General features: G+C 45.7%; 16 protein-coding genes. 4 read left to right on the top strand and 12 right to left on the bottom strand.

Going from position 1 to position 19236, the window contains the following annotated elements:
* Positions 1-218 precede the first annotated feature (218 nt).
* Entirely contained in the window at positions 219-377 is a 159-nt protein-coding gene (locus ACJJIW_RS18315) for a hypothetical protein (protein WP_444936000.1), read from the bottom strand.
* A gap of 311 nt (positions 378-688) precedes the next feature.
* On the opposite strand from ACJJIW_RS18315, the gene ACJJIW_RS18310 reads away from it, so the two are divergent.
* Positions 689-1750, top strand: a complete 1062-nt coding sequence (locus ACJJIW_RS18310; protein WP_282932648.1) for an FAD-dependent oxidoreductase — start codon at positions 689-691, stop codon at positions 1748-1750.
* Positions 1751-1831: 81 nt separating this feature from the next.
* Here the strand turns inward: ACJJIW_RS18310 and ACJJIW_RS18305 are convergent, their stop codons facing one another.
* From ACJJIW_RS18305 to ACJJIW_RS18255, 11 genes are all read right to left on the bottom strand, one after another.
* Positions 1832-2149 carry a heavy metal-binding domain-containing protein gene (locus ACJJIW_RS18305; RefSeq protein ID WP_444935999.1) on the bottom strand — a complete coding sequence of 106 codons (318 nt, stop codon included), beginning with the start codon at positions 2147-2149 and terminating at the stop codon, positions 1832-1834.
* 848 nt (positions 2150-2997) lie between these two features.
* Positions 2998-3504, bottom strand: coding sequence for an arsinothricin resistance N-acetyltransferase ArsN1 family B (locus tag ACJJIW_RS18300; RefSeq protein ID WP_282932650.1), 507 nt, complete (start codon positions 3502-3504; stop codon positions 2998-3000).
* A 679-nt stretch (positions 3505-4183) separates the two neighbouring features.
* Positions 4184-6211, bottom strand: coding sequence for an LVIVD repeat-containing protein (locus ACJJIW_RS18295; protein WP_282932651.1), 2028 nt, complete (start codon positions 6209-6211; stop codon positions 4184-4186).
* 490 nt (positions 6212-6701) lie between these two features.
* Complete coding sequence (locus tag ACJJIW_RS18290; protein WP_444935998.1) at positions 6702-7049, bottom strand: nuclear transport factor 2 family protein; 348 nt, start codon at positions 7047-7049, stop codon at positions 6702-6704.
* Between the two features lie 204 nt (positions 7050-7253).
* On the bottom strand, positions 7254-7529 hold the full coding sequence (locus tag ACJJIW_RS18285; protein ID WP_282932653.1) for a TehB family protein: 276 nt from the start codon (positions 7527-7529) through the stop codon (positions 7254-7256).
* 51 nt (positions 7530-7580) lie between these two features.
* Positions 7581-8480, bottom strand: a complete 900-nt coding sequence (locus ACJJIW_RS18280; protein ID WP_282932654.1) for an alpha/beta fold hydrolase — start codon at positions 8478-8480, stop codon at positions 7581-7583.
* Positions 8481-8569: 89 nt separating this feature from the next.
* Complete coding sequence (locus ACJJIW_RS18275) at positions 8570-11005, bottom strand: ABC transporter permease (protein ID WP_444935997.1); 2436 nt, start codon at positions 11003-11005, stop codon at positions 8570-8572.
* On the bottom strand, positions 11002-11718 hold the full coding sequence (locus ACJJIW_RS18270; RefSeq protein WP_282932656.1) for an ABC transporter ATP-binding protein: 717 nt from the start codon (positions 11716-11718) through the stop codon (positions 11002-11004). Before ACJJIW_RS18270 ends, ACJJIW_RS18275 begins: the two co-directional genes overlap by 4 nt.
* A gap of 21 nt (positions 11719-11739) precedes the next feature.
* Positions 11740-12990, bottom strand: coding sequence for an efflux RND transporter periplasmic adaptor subunit (locus tag ACJJIW_RS18265; RefSeq protein WP_282932657.1), 1251 nt, complete (start codon positions 12988-12990; stop codon positions 11740-11742).
* A 349-nt stretch (positions 12991-13339) separates the two neighbouring features.
* Positions 13340-14478 (bottom strand): IS3 family transposase gene (locus ACJJIW_RS18260; RefSeq protein ID WP_444935996.1). Its coding sequence is split into 2 segments (ribosomal slippage): positions 13340-14229 and positions 14229-14478, totalling 1140 coding nucleotides; the frame shifts between segments, so codons are not numbered across the junction.
* Between the two features lie 225 nt (positions 14479-14703).
* Positions 14704-16023 carry an OprO/OprP family phosphate-selective porin gene (locus ACJJIW_RS18255; RefSeq protein WP_444935995.1) on the bottom strand — a complete coding sequence of 440 codons (1320 nt, stop codon included), beginning with the start codon at positions 16021-16023 and terminating at the stop codon, positions 14704-14706.
* A gap of 1002 nt (positions 16024-17025) precedes the next feature.
* On the opposite strand from ACJJIW_RS18255, the gene ACJJIW_RS18250 reads away from it, so the two are divergent.
* The 3 genes from ACJJIW_RS18250 (at position 17026) to ubiU (ending at position 19228) form a co-directional block, all read left to right on the top strand.
* Entirely contained in the window at positions 17026-17412 is a 387-nt protein-coding gene (locus ACJJIW_RS18250) for a putative zinc-binding protein (protein WP_444935994.1), read from the top strand.
* A gap of 322 nt (positions 17413-17734) precedes the next feature.
* Complete coding sequence (gene ubiT, locus ACJJIW_RS18245; RefSeq protein WP_444935993.1) at positions 17735-18223, top strand: ubiquinone anaerobic biosynthesis accessory factor UbiT; 489 nt, start codon at positions 17735-17737, stop codon at positions 18221-18223.
* Between the two features lie 9 nt (positions 18224-18232).
* On the top strand, positions 18233-19228 hold the full coding sequence (gene ubiU / locus ACJJIW_RS18240) for a ubiquinone anaerobic biosynthesis protein UbiU (protein ID WP_282932661.1): 996 nt from the start codon (positions 18233-18235) through the stop codon (positions 19226-19228).
* Positions 19229-19236 lie beyond the last annotated feature (8 nt).

The following is a 19236-nucleotide window of genomic DNA, read 5'->3' as shown; positions in this document are numbered from 1 at the left end:
TCCGTGCTCGGTATCTATTCCTGATGCAAGTGCGTACCAATAGTGAGGTGGGGATTACTGATGGCTGGAAAATAAATTTATGGAATGATGGGATGGCAATTAGGTGGCTTAGGGAGTAAGCGACCTTCCTGTTCTATGGTGCCAGGTTGAGGCGTGTAGTTTATTCGATAATCACTAGTTCAATTGAATCTAGCCGAAATAACGTTGTATCACTACACCTATGTTGGCTCCTTTTTACGTTTAAATAGCTTAATCCAGAAGATTCCTTCAAAGATAATGCCAAGAGCAAGGAAGATTACTCCTCCCACAGGGACTCCGAAAGCGTAGCAGGCAATCGCCGCAAATAAAAATAGCAGTGCGGTGGCAATTCTTTTCACTTTGATATTCCTTTGTTATGCCTCAGTTCTAGCCTAAGCTTGTTCTACTTCAAAGACTATACTGAATACCAGACTTAAACCCAACATAAATAATACCCAAGCATAGAACTGTGGAACAAAAAGCTAAAGGCAGATAGAGTTTGTAATGGCCATGCCTTTTTAATTACGTCCTCACAAAGCGGGACTAGTATTGCTATAAAGAAGTCATAGGTAGCGGCCTGGGTTTTTATTAAGAGTCTCAGACCTTAAAGTCACTTTTACTCTTTCATGTGTACTATCTTAATGTTAGGTGGGGTTATATGAGGTAGCTTGTGAAAGTACTGATTGTTGGGGCTGGGCCCACGGGCCTTACAGCAGCGGTCGAGCTTGCTCGGCGAGGGCTATTGCCAAGAATTGTGGACCGCCGGGATAGCGCTTCAACCCTTAGTCGAGCGGTGGGAGTTACTTCTCGCAGCCTTGAGTTGCTTTCACACTCTGGCGTTTCTGAAAAGTTGATTGCTGAGGGGATCGCGGTTCAGAGCGCATGCATTTACCTAAATACGCATTTAGCACTAGAGTTTCCCCTTCATTCCGATCGGACTTATTTCCCCGCCATTCTTGGACTTCCTCAAGACAGAACTGAAGCTCTCATGGCTCAGGTTTTATTTGGTATGGGAGTCGAAGTTGAATATAGGAAAGAACTCAAAACCCTTACCGAGGAAAAGAGCGGGGTAGTGGCTTTTTTTGACAATGGTGAAGAGGAGCGATTTGACCTGGTTGTAGGAGCGGATGGTATTCGCAGTACTGTTCGTGAAGCTGCAGGTATCAGTTATCCTGGATTTGACTTGGAAGAAGTGTGGTCAATCGCGGATGTTGATACAGGGGATTGGCCTCCTAAAAGAAAGTTTACCTTGGTCAAAATGGAATCTGGCGTGGTCGCTGTTGCAGTGCCATTGGGAGAAGGCCGACACCGTCTGGTAGCTAGCTGTGATAATGCAATTAAAGCATTTCCGATGGCGGTGGATGTTAAGAGGGTTCGGCGGGAGGGAACCTTTAAAATCTCAATTCGGCAAGCGGAAACTTACTCAAAGGGTAGGATACATCTAGCTGGGGATGCTGCCCATTGCCACTCTCCGGTTGGAGGTCGTGGTATGAACCTTGGGATAGCTGATGCAGCCGAATTGGCAAAACGGATCACTGAGGGGCAGCTCCTAGGCTACTCTGAATTGCGCCATCAAGAAGATAAAAAGGTTATTGAGGTTACTGAGCGTGGTCGGAAAATGATTACTGGACAATCCCTGAAAGCAAGATTTGAATTTCGAGCGTTAATCGCTGCCGCCAGTTCTATTCCTGCAGTGCGGAGAAAACTGGGGCAGTTTGCGGTGGAGCTTTAGGGGTCAAATAAATTTGTAATCATTTGTAGGTTGAGCCAGTTGTCTGCGAGCATGCGTGTCAAAATTTAGGGATATTTCAATCTATCTTTTTAGTTTTACAGCCGTACCAAAAACAAGAATTTCTGAAGAGCCATCCATAATTGCGCTTGTAGTAAAACGAATGCCTACTACGGCATCAGCGCCTTTTTGCCGGGCACTGTCACTCAATCTTTGAAAAGCTTTGTTTCTCGCTTCGGTTAACATCTCTGTGTAGCCCCGGATTTCTCCTCCGACAATGCTTTTGATGCCAGCCATTAAATCACGGCCAATATGTTTTGACTGAACAACGTTACCCGTAACGATATCCAATATCTCCGATATCTCTCTTTCTGGCACTGTTTCCGTAGTTGAAAAAATCATTTTGCTCCCCCTGAATTAGAAATACTCTTCTATTTTACATTATTAGTAATCTTATCTCGATCTGTTACGCGAGTATATTCGATTGTTTGGTGATAATCGAATGTTCGTTTTTAGTTTTGATGTCGCATTTAATGAGTTGGGATTTCGTGATGAAAAGTGTAGTGGTCATATAGCCCGGTTATTTTTGATGGAGTATAAGCTAAATTAAATGCAGCCCAGTTATTGCTGCGGCTTTCTCGGTAGCAATTTTTCCACCCTTGTTTTGAGTGTAAATATGATGGGTAAAACCGCTTCCCTGAATATAGATAAGCTGTAAGTTAGGAAAGATCAGGCGGAATCGCCATTTATCACCAATATTGTAAGGTTAGGGCGTTAGGTAGCTATTGCGCGCCTTTGCAGAGGTAAAGGCTAAGTCGCAATTTTTCGTTTTCGACCTTTGGATTTCACCAAGTAACATTGATGCGGAGAGGTCATTGCTTATGTGAAACTAGCTAACTTTGTATCCTTGATGTGATGCTGGGTTTGTTTCATCCAGCTCTGAAATAGCCTCATCTTGGGTTAACTAATGGTCGAAAACTGAGCCCGTTATTTTATTGAGCCCTTTAGTAGTCCCATACTCAGCCAGCTGAAGCAATTATGAGAATTGAACTCGTAGCCGGCATTGTTGGTTTTCCGGTAATGAAATGAAGTCTCGATTACTCGATGCAATAGTCCTTGCGGCGTAAAAGTGTGCAATTATGATCTTTGAGAAATTTTGGTACCATTTTAAGGTAAAAAGTCCTGTTAGAGTTAACGTGGGTGCGCAGTAATATGTATTACAAATGCACTCCGGGTATGAAATTCTTGTTTCATGCTTTAACCATTTTTAATGGGAGTAAGCATTGCCAATAACCGACATCTATCCATTGGTTAAATTTTCGACCCACCTCTTTAAAATGAGCAACCTTTTCCATTCCAAACTTCTCATGAAGTGCTACGCTGCCAGTATTTGGTAGAGCTATACCGCAGATTACTGCGTGGACATTGAGTTCGCTTAACTGTTTAAACAGTTCTGCATAGAGCTTTGAACCCCAGCCTTTTGAGGCATAGTTCATATCCAAATATACGGTAGCCTCTACGGAGTACTGGTATGCACAGCGCCCTTTCCATTTACTGGCATAGCAATAGCCGAGTACGCGGTCTTCGCCTTCGGCAACAAGCCAGGGAAGCTTGTTTTTTGCGCATTCCTCGATTCGGTTGACGATATTTTCAGTGGAAACCGGTTCAGCTTCAAAAGTAATATAGGTGTTTTTTACATAGTAATTGTAGATTTTAGCGATTTCTAAAGAGTCAGAGTGTTTAACTGCTCGAATCATATCTATCCTCCTTTCTATAATGGAGGGTAGTGGATGGCCATCTAAAAGCCAATAGGTATCTTCTAGTCGGCTATTGGCTGCAATAAAAATCTAGATTGCTATTTAGTGATTCTTACTAGCTAGTGATTTTTCATTAGTGAGAACTGGAAAATTTATTTTTAGCTTCCGGTTTATTTAGCTGAAGAGCCCGCCCTGTGTTATTGAAGGTGAGAGTACTTATGCACTACTTCCGAATTGGCTAGGTACTGCTGCCGGCAAAAGCAAGACCATCCACAATATTTTATAGCTAGACAGTTAATGCTGATTAAGGAGTAATCACTTGAGGTCACAGGTTTCCTTAGGGTATAGAGCCAAATATTACGACCCCAATCAATATCAACGCAGCTTGTCTGTAGGTAGCAGCAGATTTATACGTATCAGAATACCCATATTTTCAGATTTGGCAGATAAGGGTAAATGTGCCTGAAAACTAACCTTTATAACCAGTTCATGCCAGAAAATTTACATAGTAATCAGGGAGTCTCTGAGAGCTCCGTAGAGCGGGCCTTGAAGGCCTTAGTCCTTGGGAAGGACTAAGGCTGCGATGAGCTGTAGCTAGCATCGGTAGCGTCCAAGACCCGCAGGGATATTACGGAATTGTGCAGAGGTTCCGTTACGATCCTAGCAATGATCAATGTAGTCAGTGGTAGTTATACTTATAAATTCGGCCATCTGTGCCTCCTGTCACATATATATGGTCGTCGACAACCAGTAAGTCAGCTGTGAAACCTGCGACAGGATCTGCGCAAGTAGCTTCGGAATCCTCCGTCAATGGTGCAGCCAGTAAACAGAGTTGGCTGTTCTGAGAAATGTAGATCAAGTTGCCCAGAAAATCTGTTGCACCATTAATCTCATTCGAATAGTCGTTAATATTAGGCGAATGATATGTGAACTCGAAAACAGGTTCGTTAATCTCAGATTTACCGTAAATCTCAATGTCCTGATAAGAGCTAACATACATCTTCCCATTGGCAAAATTGATATCAGTTACCTGTGTTGTGTATGCAGAAAATTCAGAGAATTCTATATCGTATGGCCAGGTGGTCAGATCTAATCTCTTTATCCAGCTACCAGACCCTGTAAAATATAAATTATTATCATCGGCAACCATTGCATAAGCGTCAAATTCAAGTGACACAGATTTTCCATCTGAAAACGGAAGAGTTTTATCGTCAGTAAATGAGAGTACTTGATCGTCTGCCCCCCAGACACTGGCGAAGATAAAAACCATATCATTTTCAACAACGATACTTTCTGCCCAGCCATATCCAATTGGATCGAGGTAGTCGTTAAGATCAACTTCACTCAGTTGAGCAATTTTATCAATATCAGTAATATCAAAAGCTTGTACGAAATTCGTAAATGTTGGCCCGTTTGCTGCGTACAACAATCCCTTTTCTGAGATGGCCATATTCCTAAATTGACCATCGATAGCGTTTATCAACTGCAAGTTCTGATCGAGAACCCTAATTGGGCCAGCATAATTTAATAAGAATATATATTCATCGTACACTAGGAGTTTATTTGCATTTCCTTGGCTATCAAGGACAGATTCCAGCTTTATGGTGGTCTCGTCGTAGTCGACCAATTCCCATAGCCCCGTAGTACTTGAAATATAAAGGCTTCCATCAATCACGCCTATGGTATAGACCTGTCCAAGTTCCACGTTGACAGACTGTCCACCGAGATAACTGTCGTCGGAAATGCTGTATATGGAAAGGGGGTGATAGTATGAGGAATAAAATAGGAGTCCATCGTGTGTTGTTACCGCATCTCCATAGGTACCTCCAATAGTCTTGAGCTTAATAGGGTTAAATGCATCTGAGATGTCGTAAACATCCAATCCAGAAGTGCCCACTGAATAGAGCCTGTCGACATCCAGATAAAATGCTGCGGCACCTAACGCACCGGCACTATTAATTATTCGCTTGGTTATAATCTGGGGGTTAGCCAAATCAGTGATATCGATAATATAGAAATTATTGTAGTCTGTGACATACATGACATCTCCGTTTATTGCCATATATCCCATCTCACTGTAAGTGCTGTCTTCGTTGTAAAGGCCGACCTGGCCTACTTCACTAATTTGTTCAGGGTTATGGATATCAAAAACTGCAATTTTTCCGTAAGTCAAGAAAACGTAGGCGTAGTTCCCTATCACTTCAATATCGTTAACGCCCGCGTAGTCTGAACCCGGAAACTCACCTAATAAAGTTGGAGTATCAGGTATAGTTACATCATAAATTGTTATCCAGTTTCCACGACTGCCCACATACAATTTGTTATCAACTAACTTTATATCACTTGTTTCAGGAGAATTCTTGCTGGTTTGGGCGGTGTCGAGATTGCCGATAGGGACAAATTTACCGGGCTCAATACGATATATTTCTGTTCCTGCCCCTTTTGCTGCGCAATACACAATGTCATTTCTCATAGTGAAATCTAGGCAGGCACCGTGTCCCCAGTGGTTCACTAATTCCAATGCCTGCTCGGGAGCTGGCTCGGGCTCGGGCTCGGGATCTGGGTCGGGTTCTGGATCCGGTGTAGGTGTAGATGATTCTGTCGTTGAGTCGTTATCCGTGCCCGATCCAGAGCCACCACCACCACAACTGGCGAGCAGTACTAGTACAACAATTAGAAAGAGATGATTGATATATCTGATGTCCATATCTATCCCCGACCTTTAATTCCAATTAAAAGAAAATGATTGTTTCTCGGCCTACAACTACCAAATTGAAGCGTCTAATCTGACGGCTTTATATCAGAGTCATACCGGGTTTAGCCAGTTATTGGCTGGAGAGTAGGCGGATAAAAACACCCGTAAGCCTTCCTGGGTTTCAACTGTAACCTGGGTGTCAGGCAATCACGAAGGATATCATCTGTTTATGTCCCAGTTGGTGTTTAAATTGCAGTTTAAATCTTCGTACCAATTAAGCTTTAAGTGTAAACTTTGTACCAATTGTTTGTTGTCTAAATGGTGAAAGCTATTGTTAAGATATTTAAAAATCTGAGCATTACCTGGGTCTTTCTAGATTATGTCTCTTAAGTATATTATTTGCTGATATGTCTTTTTTTGTCATGGTACTGCCAGAGCACATTGATAATTTTCCATTCATCCTTGTCATTTTTATATAAGTGCATATAGTCAATCCATTCATCTACAGATAATTTACCGATGCAGCTCGACTGTCGATATCGAGAATATCTATATCAAGTCTTGGGGTCGGAGGAAATTTATTACCATCCTTGTTGTAGTTCTCAGCTACCCAAAGCATAGTTTCATAATCTGTCTCCATTATAAACTCTGAGCCATCCTTGGCTTTCCAGTAGGTCCTTTTCGCTAGTTTTTTGTCTAAACCTCTACTCATTAAGTCGGGCTTAACTTGATGTTGTGATTCAATATAGTCGAGTACAGCCCTTTCTATGTTTTTTTTATCATTAGATGAGTCGGCATTTACAGCGCTAGCGAGTAGGGTGGATAGGGTAAAAAGTATTATTCGAAGCATAGGTATATCCTTGAGTTCTTTTGGTTTATGTCTTCTTTATTCGGGAGGTGTTGGTTTGAAATATTCAGACTATTTATGAGTAAAGTTGGTTTCCTATTAAATTTTAGATTTGAGTTATTTGCCGTCTCTATCTGTGTTCGGAAATTTGAAAAAGAAACACTACAGCTTGGTGTGGCGATTTATGTCAGTCACTTTAATCTTTCTTTATCGATAGAATTCAACATAAAATTTTACTGCCCCCAGCGGCTTAACATGGTGCTTTACAGTTGGCTCTACTACGCCAGATCTTTCTGGACTTAGCTCAATAATCTCCACCTCGGGCTCTTGAATCGTATATTCCAGTGACCCAGCGAGGATTATTATCTTCCCCCATACGCCCTCCTTGGTAGTGTGATCTTTCAGTAGTCCTGGGGGGATATTCTCCTCAGTGAATTCAGGGGTTTTCTTATATGGAGCTATACATCCTGGTAATTCTTTCATTGATACTGGCCTTTTATCAATTTAAGTGGGTTTTGGCAGTCCAGGCTTTGTTTATAGGCTGACCTGGGTCTCTTTGTTTGAATAGGCCTCAATAAACTTTAGATAGTTCGAGACTAGAAGAGTAGGTGCCTCCCACTGCGGATAATGCCCAATCGTCCCCAGCTCAATAATATCTGCTGGACGATCTATCAGTTGCCGAAATCGATCCACCATATGCTTCCCTGAAACTGGGTCCAGTGAGCCATTGATTAGTAGCAGGGGGCCGGGGTATTGCTTTAGGGCGTCGACCCAGCGCTGACGATGTTGGCGCCTGTCGCGCATATAACTGATTAGTTTATAGAGGAGCCGGTTGCCATTCTTATATTGGAGAATTTGCCACAAGTCTCGCAATTCTCTGCCAGAGGGTTGTGTGTCTGGTCCGAAAATGGCACTGAAGCTGCGGCAAAACTGTCGGTAACTCATCAGTTTGTTGATCAGGAAGCCTGCGGGAGAGAGCAGCAGTTTTTGTACGAAACGTGCTTGATGAGTTTCTGGAAATAGACCGCCGTTCAGCAAGCATGCTGAGGTATACCTCGTGGTACCACCGCTATTAGCTCTGGCGAGTAACTCTTGGGCAACGGTATCCCCATAGTCATGGGCCAGCAGGTGGACCTTGTTGATGTTTAAATGTTGCAGAAGAGCTTCATGTAAATCAGCTTGCCCATAGATACTGTAGTTATGCTGCTTGGGTTTGTCTGAGTAGCCGAATCCCAGCATATCCATAGCAATACAGCGATAGTGCTCTGTCAGTTGGGGCCATACCTTTTGCCAGTCATAACTACTGGTTGGAAAACCGTGAATCAAAAGCAGCACTGGTTTATGTCGGCAGCTTGGGTTGCTATCGACATAGAAGAGTTGGTGGTTTTGATAATCAAAAATCTTTCCGTTTGATAACCACTGCTGAGGCTGCATTGGCTGTTCCATTTCTTATTGTTGTGTTTGCTGTAAAGATTGCACGATGAGCGCGCAACCTCAAGCAGCGGCTATCAGGTGGAAAGTAATTATCCTGTTCCTTGCAATGCGTAAATCGCGGGCTTGTTGATTATCTTCCATACTGAAAGCAGGGTCACCGAGGCGGTTAGGCCGATAATAAGTAGTGGTGGTAGCAGCCAGCCCCAGAGGCTGGTTTCAATACTGAACTCGCTTTGCTCAAGCCAAAGCGCCAGAGGGACTAGGGCCAAAGCCGCTACAGCGATACCAATAACGACGGGAATCAGGCTATCGATCAGGGTGTGATAGAAAATCGTCGCTGGACGGGCGCCGATTGCCATGCGCACGCCAAGCTCTGTACGCCGCAGTTGTACACTGTAACTGAGTACTCCAAAGATACCGATGGCAGCGAGACTGAGTGCCAGTAACGTCAGGGCGGTGGTTACCCAAACTGACACCCGGTCATTGCTTAGGAGTAGGTCTCGCGCCTGCTCCAGGGAGAATAGCTCAGAAACTTTGTACTGCCTGTTTACTTGGGCAAATTCCCGATTTATTTCTGTGGTGCTGAGCGGTTGGTGAGGTTTATGCCTGAGTACGAGTAGGGGATAGCTCACGTTGATACCGCGCACAAATAAGCGGGCGGGTTCCTTTTTGCCGGGCAGGCTTGCGTTGCGTACTACACCGACCACTTGGTAGGGCAAGTCACCTCGCCAGTAGTAGCGATTGCCTAATACTTCTCCATCCGGCTCCAGTTGCTGGGCCAGGGTTTCGTTGACGAGCATCATGCGATTGTTATCGGAAAATTCAGCCGCATTGATATGGCGGCCAGCTATCAAAGGCATACGCAAAATGGAAAGGTAGTTTTCGTCGACCACTGTGGTCTTGGCCATCACCGGGTTTTGTCGGCTGGCATCATGACTCAGGGATGTGGTCCAGAGTGGCCGGCTGATGGAGATAGGAGTGTTTAGGCTCAGGCTGGCATTTTGTACTTTAGGGTGCTCCAGCAATCTTTGCCTGATGGCCTTCAGGTAACTCTCCCGTTCGGCAGCGGGGGCACTCCTAAGATTGCCGATATTCAGAGTCATTACTTGAACGTTGTCCAAGGGGAAGCCAAAGGGCTGGTTAATCAGTCGGTTAGCTTGAAGGAAAATCTGCAAGCTGGCGACGATAAGCAAACTGGTCATCGCCACTTGGCTGCTGATGAGGACTTTGCGGATTAGAGGCGAGATCTGTACGCCGGAACCTTTGCCGCTGCTCTGCAGCATTTGATTCAGTGCGCGGTAATTAACCTGGCGACTAACTATGGCTGAGAAGAACAGGGCGAGCAGTAAGGCACACAACAGTGCAAAAACCAGTGTCTGCCAGTTTAAGGTGAGCTCTTGAATGCGAGGAATTTGTTCCGTAGCCATCACCTTTAATACTTCCGTCGATCCCAGGGCTAAAAGTAGAGAAAGTAATGCAGCCCCTAACATAAGTAGGCCGATTTCACATAGGAGGGCCAAAAAGATATGTTTTTTATGTGCGCCCAACGCGACCTGTATCGCCATATTGCGTTGTTGTTTGGCTGCGCGAGAAAGAATCAGGTTGGTAACATTGGCGCAGGCAATTAACAGAAGCACCAGTGTACCGCCCATTACCATTAGGGTTCGCGTGGCGCTGTCGCCAAGTATTTTATTGGCGAAGGGGGTGAGTCGGTATTCAACGGACCTTTCTACCGAAGAGGATCTTCCCGCTAGGGCCGCTTGATACTGGGCATTCATTAATGTGCTCAATTCATGCCCCGCACTGGCGGGGTCAATGCCCGGCTTCAGCTTTCCTGTGAGCATGCGAAAAGGCAGGAAGCCTCTCCAATTATTTCTGCGCTCTACTTGTGTATCGTTAAAGTCCCAGGGCAGCCAGACCGCTGTTTGCCGGCCCTGTTTATAGATCTGCGGTTCAATAAAGTCTTTGGCAATGACGCCGACAATACGAAAGTCCACCTCCCCAAATTGCAGGCTTTGCTCCAAGACATTTGGGTTGCGCCGGAACATCTGCTCCCAGGTTTGATAGCTGATAACCGCCACGGGGACTCGGCTATCGAGCCCTTCATCGGCACTGAATTGTCTGCCCAAGGCCAGGGGTGCCCCAGCCAGCTGGAGATATTCCGGAGAGACATAGGAAACATTAACCCGTGGTGATCCGGATAAATTGCGGACCACATCTTCCCAGAAGTACACCAAGGCGCTGGACTCGAAGAAACTGTCGTTTTTATAGATTTCAACCAGGGCGGGGTATTGGCTGTTGTTTTCCAGCCGCAGCTGCTTGTTCTGGTAGAGATTACCATTTACGACATACAGCCGATCTTCGTCCGGGTAGGGTAGGGGCGCGGCCAGCAGTTGGTAGTTGAGATTAAACAGCGTTACCAGGGCGCCGAGAGTGATACCCAGGGTCAGAGTAATAGTGGTGGCGTAGCTCCGCGCCCGATTGAGGGACTGGAGGGCAATGGACAGGTCCTTTGTGGTGATCATAGGGCCATCTCATGGGGCTCTAGTATGGGCTGCGGCGTTGAGATTTTTCCATCCAGCAGATGCAATTGACGGCTGGCCATATCTGCATAGCGAGGGTCATGGGTCACCATGCATAAGGTGGTACCTTCATTATTGAGTTGCCGCAGCATTTCCATTACTGCATCGCCATTGTGGGAATCCAGGTTGCCGGTGGGCTCGTCCACCAGTAGCAGGGATGGATTGCCAACTAGCGCGCGGGCTATGGCGATTCGCTGCTGTTGGCCACCGGATAACTGGTTAGGTTTGTGAGAGGCCCGGTGACTCATCCCCACCTTCTCCAGGCAGTGTTTCACTTTTTTGTCGGCTTCAGACTTGGGAATAGGATTGCGGCGGTATCGCAGGGGTAGGGCGATATTGTCGTAGACTGAGAGTTCGTCAATCAGGTTAAAGGATTGGAAGATAAAGCCTATTTTCTCGTTGCGAATAGTCGCCGCCTCACTCAGCGACAATTGAGCGACTTCAAACCCTTCAATCTGATAGCTGCCATTGGTGGGGAGGTCCAGCAGGCCGAGAATCGAGAGAAGTGTGGATTTACCGCAACCCGAGGGGCCGCAGATAGATACAAATTCCCCCTGGTAAATACTCAGGTCAACGCCCCGCAGGGCGTGAGTTTCCATTTCTTCGGTGCTGAACACCTTGGTGATCCCGGCCATATGGAGGATTGGCTTGGACATAGCGAACTCCCTGTTCTCGCTTTAGTCAACAATCTGGATATGCTCAGCTTCATTAAAATTGGCCATATCCGAGAGGATGATGCGGTCTGCTTCATTGAGGCCTTGGGTGATCTGGATATATCGACCTGACTCCTCGCCGAAGCTGATGGGCTGGAGTGCCGCTTCCTCCCCGTTTTCATTAATCAGGAAGAGATTGGCCTCACTGTGTCTCTGCACATTGATAGGCCTCTCGATGAACAGCGTATCTTCCATCGTGGCAGTGAAGATCCGGGCATCGACGTTGAGCTGTGGCCTGGCAGACTCTGGCGCGCCCGCGCTAAAAGCAATTTCCACTTCAATATTGCCGTCCCGAACCTCAGGAGTAATACGGGTTACCATACCTTCGACTTTTTCTCTGCGGGTATCAATTTCAGCGGGCTGGCCAACCTCCAGTTGTTCTGCTTTGGATTGTGGTACTTGAACCAAAGCGAGAAGATCAGTCTCGCTGCCGATCAGTGCCAGCTCCTGCCCGGGATCGACGCCTTGCCCCAGCTCTACCGGTAGTCGTTGCAGTATGCCGTCCAGGCCGGCGCGTACTGTCAGTCGGTCTGTACGTTGCTGGATACTTTGCAATTGGGTTTGGGCTTGGTTGATTTGCTCGCGCTGGATCAACTCTGATTCGACGGCGACTTTGCGCAAGTGATTGATACGCTGTTTTTGCAGGTCCACACGTTTTTTCATCTGTTCCTGGCGTAAGACGGTGGTTTGGTAGGTGAGCTGGGAAACCACTCCACTTTTTACCAGCTCGTCCTCAGCTTCGCGACGCAACTTGATCACTTGGTAATTGGAGTTCAGTTCCGCGAGTATGGCTTCCTCCGCGAGAACATCGCGCTGGTTGTTCAGAACAAGCCGACGCAGATTAGCTTCCTCTTGTTCCAGGGAGGTTTCGGCTGCATCCAGGTCGCGCATTAACTCTGGATTACTCAGCTGCATAATGATGCTATCACTTTGTACTTCTGCACCAGGACGCAACATGATTTTTTCAACATTCGCTGCGGTTAGAGCGGTAATTAACGTCTGCTTGTCTGAACGCAGCCTACCATAACCATCTACCACAACTTGCAGGTCTCCCCGTTGGACGGTGCCTAGCATCAGTTGTTCCCGCTCAACTTTGTAGGCGCTATCAGGAAGTAAGAGGAGAGTGCTGGTAAATGCCACTAAAGCAAGAGCAGCACCACCCAGCATTAAAGGGTGCTTAATCAGGGGGCGTTTCTTGGTTTTAATTATATCCATTTTGAGGCATTTCCTGAGTTAAGTAAACGTTATGCAATTTTCTTTTTGTGTAGCTTTTTTGCCTGATTCTGTAAAATATGAAAAATTAAACATATTGAGATTTAGGAGATATCTATTGGAGTTTTGAGAATTTCCGGATCTCGGTGCTTGTAACTTGCTAAGCTGAACATGTTTTATTTATCCATACCCAAATATCAACGATCAACTTTCTGCTGAACCTTATAAGGAATGAAAGTGCAGTAAAATAGATAGTAGAGCTAGTTACTTGCGATGAATGGCGTGGAAATATAGATAGTGTGAATGACGTAAGCTTAATAGTTGTTGTGGTCAACTCCAACCGGACACTTTCCTAAGCACATTTTTCAAATTCGATAGGGGTTACGTCCCCCAGTGTTGTATGTATCCTGCGTGAATTGTAATACGCAATATAGGCCCTCACGTCTGTTATCGCACCCTCCCTTGTCGGATAGAGGTTTCCTGTTAACCATTCCCGCTTCAGGCTACTAAAAAAACGCTCAGTAGGTGCATTGTCCCAACAATTTCCCTTGCGGCTCATTGAGCACACCATTCCATGCTGCTTTAGTAGCGCTTGGTAGCTATGGCTGGCATACTGGCTACCTCGATCAGAGTGATGCAGCAGACCTTTTGTTGGGGTGCGCAAATTGATAGCCATAATCAGTGCACGACTTGCCAGGGCCGTCTCCATCTGGCGGTCTAAGTGCCAGCCAACAATCCGGCGTGAATAAAGATCAATTACCACTGCTAGGTATAACCAACCCTGCAAAGTCCAGATATAGGTAATATCCGTAGTCCAAACTTGATTTTTAGCACTCGGTGAGAAATCCCTATTTAGAAGATTCTCAGCAACTGGCAGTTGGTGCTTGCTATTTGTGGTTAGTGTAAATCGCTTCTTCTGTTTTACTACCAAGCCGAGCTTTTTCATGAGTTTGCGGACTCGATAACGCCCAATTTCAAAGCCTTCTTTGCGCAACAGCTTCATTAACCGACGGCTTCCGAGACTCTCACGAGATTCTGCAAATAAGGCCTTCAATCGATGGCATAGTTGCCAAATCTGGCCATCTATTGGGCTATCACTACGACGACACCATTCGTAATAGCTGCTCTTATTTACTTGCATTACTCGGCAGAGCACTCTAACTGGAAAGCTACCTTGCTGCTTTTTAATAAATTCGTACTTTATTTCATTTCTTTCGCAAAGAAGGCGCTGGCCTTTTTTAGGATTTCCTTCTCCATCCGCAATTGCTTTACTTCACGTCGCAGTTGATCCAGTTCAGCTCGTTCGCCCGAATCCAACCTTACTCCGCTCTCTTCCTGCTCCAGCTCCTTTATCCAGCGTCGCAGATTGTTAGCAGTGGTTCCTACAGCCTCTGCGGCCTTGGAAATCGAATACCCTTGTTCTGAGACAAGAGCTACGGCGTCTTTCTTGAACTCCGGCTTGAATTTCCGGCGCGTACCTTTTGTTGTCATACTTCACCTCGCTAGGTAGTTTTACCATCTTAACGAAGTGTCCGGAAGGATTAGACCACTACAAGTTGACTCTACTGGCAATATATTGTTCAGTGAGCATTAAAGAGTAAAGCTGTTGAATAATCTGGAAATCTCAGTCTTGCTACATTGAATGATTTGTATTTGGTGTCTAGGATTTGTAATGGAGTACCATATTGGATGACTATATCGCAGTGAGTACTTTAGTTACCAAAATCCATGAATACGAACAGCGAATTGATTTGTGTCGTCACTTAGAAATCTATTGTTCCCTAAAGTTATATTTAACATTACACGCACTCTGGGATTGAAATAATAATTAAATCCAAATACGAAATTGCTAGCCTTCATGTCTGGGATATCCCTATTTTCTATAGACTGATATCGAGCGGTTAACTCAAGAGCACCTGCCGGAGGGATAGGCTTTATAGACTTAAAAGTGCCTCTTTTTTCATTGTAGGGCTTTCGTTCTCCGGTAACAGCCCAGCTGCCAGTAATATACCAAGTGCGAACGTCCTGATCGCCTATGAAGCACCCGAAGAAAGGGTCGCAGAAAAAGTCTGGTGGAGCTCCAAAAAATTCTTCGAAGGTTAGCTCGGAGAGAAAATAATCCCCGGTAAATTTTCCAAAAGCATATTCTGACTGAAAATAAAATGGCCCATAGGTGCCAGCTAATTCTAGCCCAGTGAAGTGGACGTTACCTTCAGGGCTGCCAAGGTAAAATTCGTCGTCACCAAATTCCCCAAAGAAAAGGTCATCTCCGCCAGGGCTTAGTGCAATTAGCTGACCAAGGCCACGGCGTCCAGAATATTCAACAAAGGCTGTGCGTGGAAGGGTGAATCTATTGGGGTTTTCGTAGCTCACTGATGCACCCAGGTGAAGGGTGCTTATCTGATCATTGATCGGGGCCCATGTGAACCTTGCTGCAGTACCGATACCTGAGTTCCGTGGGTTGCCTGGATTGCGCAGATTAAACACATCAATGCCGAATGTATGGCAACACCAATAAGTATGCCAACCAAGCCCCTGTTGCCTGACGCGGCCAAAGTAAATGCCGTCTGAAGCAAAGGGGCGCTCCATCATCAGGATGTCATTTTGTCCGATTAGCTCACCAAGAGATCTACTTGGCTTATAATTCCCTGTGATGAATTTTCCATTAAAGACTTCAGTATTCATATAAACATCTAAAAGTCCGCTAGTGCCGGCAATGGAGAAATCACGTTCCAGTTTGTATTCCCACTTCCATAGTTTTCCTCTCATTATCAAGCGTACAGCGCGAAAGTCAGTGGTGTTTACAGGCTCGTCTATATCTCGAAAAACAAAATAATCTTCGTCTAACTCGGAGTAAAAAGAGTCATCTTTGTCAAAAATATATCCATCAAAGAAGATAATTCCGCCGAGTTCACCATAGAAATTGCCATCATCAGAGGTGATTTTTAATCCCCCTTTTGTTTCGGCTATATCCGCGATAGAGGGGCTGGAGAAGTACAAGCAGGCCAAAGCAAGGTGCAGGCCATAGCGTTTCATGTCACGCTCTCTGTAATGGTTGCCATTATTAATAGATATGTGTCGCAGCAGTGTAGTAGTCAGTAACGGGTACGTAAACCTTAAAGTAAGTTGTTGATCTATACCCCGACAAGTAGATCTAGATATTGAAAAGTGGTAAGCGTATTTCGATTTCTAGATACCTTAAATTTTCGCGAGGTTGCTTATAGGTCACACTTGATCGAGCATTTATTTGGTTTTCATAGGTGTGGTTTGATTGGTTCTTTATCTTATAGTCATGTTATTTCCGGCAGTGTCCGAAATAATGGTGCGAGTTATATCTTGTCCTGAGCAGGTAGGGAGTTGGGAGGGGCGCGTATAAATTGATTGGATTGACACTCAATCTAGAGAGCTTTAGATAAACTGGTTAAGCTAGTTGTATCTCCGTGGTAGAGGCTGATTTGGCAATACCAAAAAAAATTTTCTAAAAAAAGAGGCTGAACCCTTATCTTCTATTTATCTTGGAAGTCCCTGTCAGAATTTGATTCTAGTTAAATAGAGCTATTGTTGCCCGCAAATCTCTCTACCTATTTGGGGGTAAATGCACTGTGCCTACCTATAATGGGCAGGTGTCACTTTTTTATTGATTTTATATATTATCCGGGTGTATCACAATTTAACTGTATTTAAATGCTCCGGGTGGCAAATTATTTATTTTGTAGTGTGTGGTTATTCTCGTGGAGCCACTCCTATAGAGTTTAGGGTATGCAGAGATACCTCTGATTTATTCAGGAGGTTTTTGCTAGAAATTGAGGGGAGAGTTTACTGCGCCTGCGGCCGTGTGAGGCATGGATACCGATTATGCGTTTATAGAGACGTATTCTCAGCGCGTCTGGGGTGCATAAATTCTTGTCTTCTGTTTCATAGTGGTTCGGTTAATGAATTGCTCGAAGCGCATTCTGCTGAAGAATATGTCCGCTGATCAAAAATGTCGCGAATCCAGTGATAGATACCCGGAACAAATTTACATGGGGTAAATCGATAGTGACTAGTAAATCAGGTTACCGGGAGTTGCCTTTGGTCTATGCATGCTCCGGGTGTTCCAGTGCCGCACAGTTAGCAAATACTTTAGCTGTGAAGCTAGACCGGAATGCGCAGGCAGAGATGTCCTGTGTGGCTGGGGTCGGAGGAGATGTAGATGCATTGGTTAAAACTGCAAAATCAGGGCGTAAGAAAATTGTCCTGGATGGCTGTCCTTTGCACTGTGCCATCAACTGCTTAAGGCGCCAGGGGGTTGAACCTGAAGTACACATCGACCTTTCCAAGGAGGGGGTCCGAAAAAAAATGCATGCGGACCCGTGTGAAGAGGAAATAGAGCGTATCTGGAATTCCGTGGTGATTCCCCAGCTGTCTATGATGACAGAACCGTGACCCACTTATCCGCTGAATTTAACGGCCATCTGCCAATAGTGATCCTTTGCCGTATGGCCGCCATGATCAAGGTAATTCTTAAAATATAGGGGTCCATTCCTTTAGCTTGATGTTTTACAAACAATGGATGTCGACTACTCATCTTTGGAAGTATTTGGTTCTTACCCTGAGGGGGCTTCCTGCGAAAATCACTAAACATTGAATACTCCTGTTGAAGAAGGTCAAAGGGAGTAACGTTTTCCACAATGATGCATAGCAGGCTTCAGGGCAAATGATAAAGCTGGAGCTAAGTTGTAGCTGTTTTATCGGATATGGAGGGAAAATGCTGGCGATTAGAAAATCAATTTCACATATGGGCTATCGACTCAGCTGCAGAGTAATGCCGTTGTTACCCAGCTGGCCGGGTGAGATCGCATTTATCAAATTGCTAAATACGAGGCTTTCAGAGGAGTTAAACGATGGACTCTTCGACTTTCTAGATGGTCAGGTGCTGGAAGTTACCGTTAGGGATATGGGAGTTTGTCTTAGGGTAAGTAAGCGCGACACACTCTTTGTACGCGCGCCAGCTCACGCCGTGGCTGACTCTACTATCTCAGCTGATATTGCCGATTTTCTGGCAATTGCCAGCGGTCGTGAGGACCCGGATACGCTTTTTTTCCAACGTAGGCTATGCCTCGGTGGACAGACCGAAATTGGTCTGACAGTAAAGAACCGGCTTGATGCACTCGATCGAAGCCGCATACCGCAGTGGACCCTGCGCTGGCTGGATATTATTGCTGCTGAATTAGCAATGATTACCCGAATTAATTAGGGAACAACTATGGAACTTGTATGCCCGGCCGGGAGCCTGCCAGCACTGGAGGCCGCAGTCGATAATGGTGCAGATGCGGTTTATATCGGTTTTAGCGATGAAACCAATGCACGGAACTTTGGCGGACTAAATTTTAATGACAAGAGTGCGTTGCGTGCCTTGGAGCGAATTCGCAGCCGAGGTAGAAAGTTATATGTGGCTATTAATACCTACGCAAAGCCAGATACTTTTTCGCGCTGGCAGGCAGCGGTAGATAGGGCGGCAGGGCTCAGTGCTGATGCCGTGATTTTGGCGGATATCGGTCTTATGGAATATGCGCAGAAAAAGTATCCGCATTTGGCTCTCCATCTATCGGTGCAGGCATCTGCTACCAGTGGACCCGCATTGGAATTCTACCGGCAGCAATTTGGTGTCCGCCGTGCGGTTCTACCCCGGGTACTGTCACTTAAACAAGTAGAGCAATTGGCAGTTGCCAGCCCAGTGGAGTTGGAAGTTTTTGGTTTCGGTAGCCTTTGTATTATGGCTGAGGGGCGCTGTCATCTAAGTTCCTACGTAACTGGAGAGTCGCCTAATAAGAACGGCGTTTGTTCGCCGGCCAAGGCGGTGGAATGGAGGAATGTAGCGAACGGACTGGAAACCAGGCTGAATGGAGTGCTGATCGACCGGTTTACCGAGGGTGAAAATGCTGGCTACCCAACCTTGTGTAAGGGCCGGTTTATCGTTGACGAAAAGCGTCAGCACGCGCTTGAGGAGCCGACAAGCTTGAATAGTATGGCTCTGCTGCCGGAGCTGAGGTTGGCGGGTATAAAGGCTATTAAGCTAGAAGGCAGACAGCGGAGTCCTGCCTATGTATCGCAAATAGTGCGCACTTGGCGTGAGGCGATTGATGCGGTGTTACAGCTTGGTGATGATTTCTCTGTGAGGGATCGCTGGCGGGATACATTGGCAAAAAATTCTGAAGGCAAGCAAACGACTCTGGGCGCTTATGATCGCCCCTGGCAGTAGAGGACAAA

Source organism: Microbulbifer maximicatervae (SeqCode) (assembly GCF_052467815.1).
This window is presented reverse-complemented; position numbering and strand designations above follow the sequence as displayed.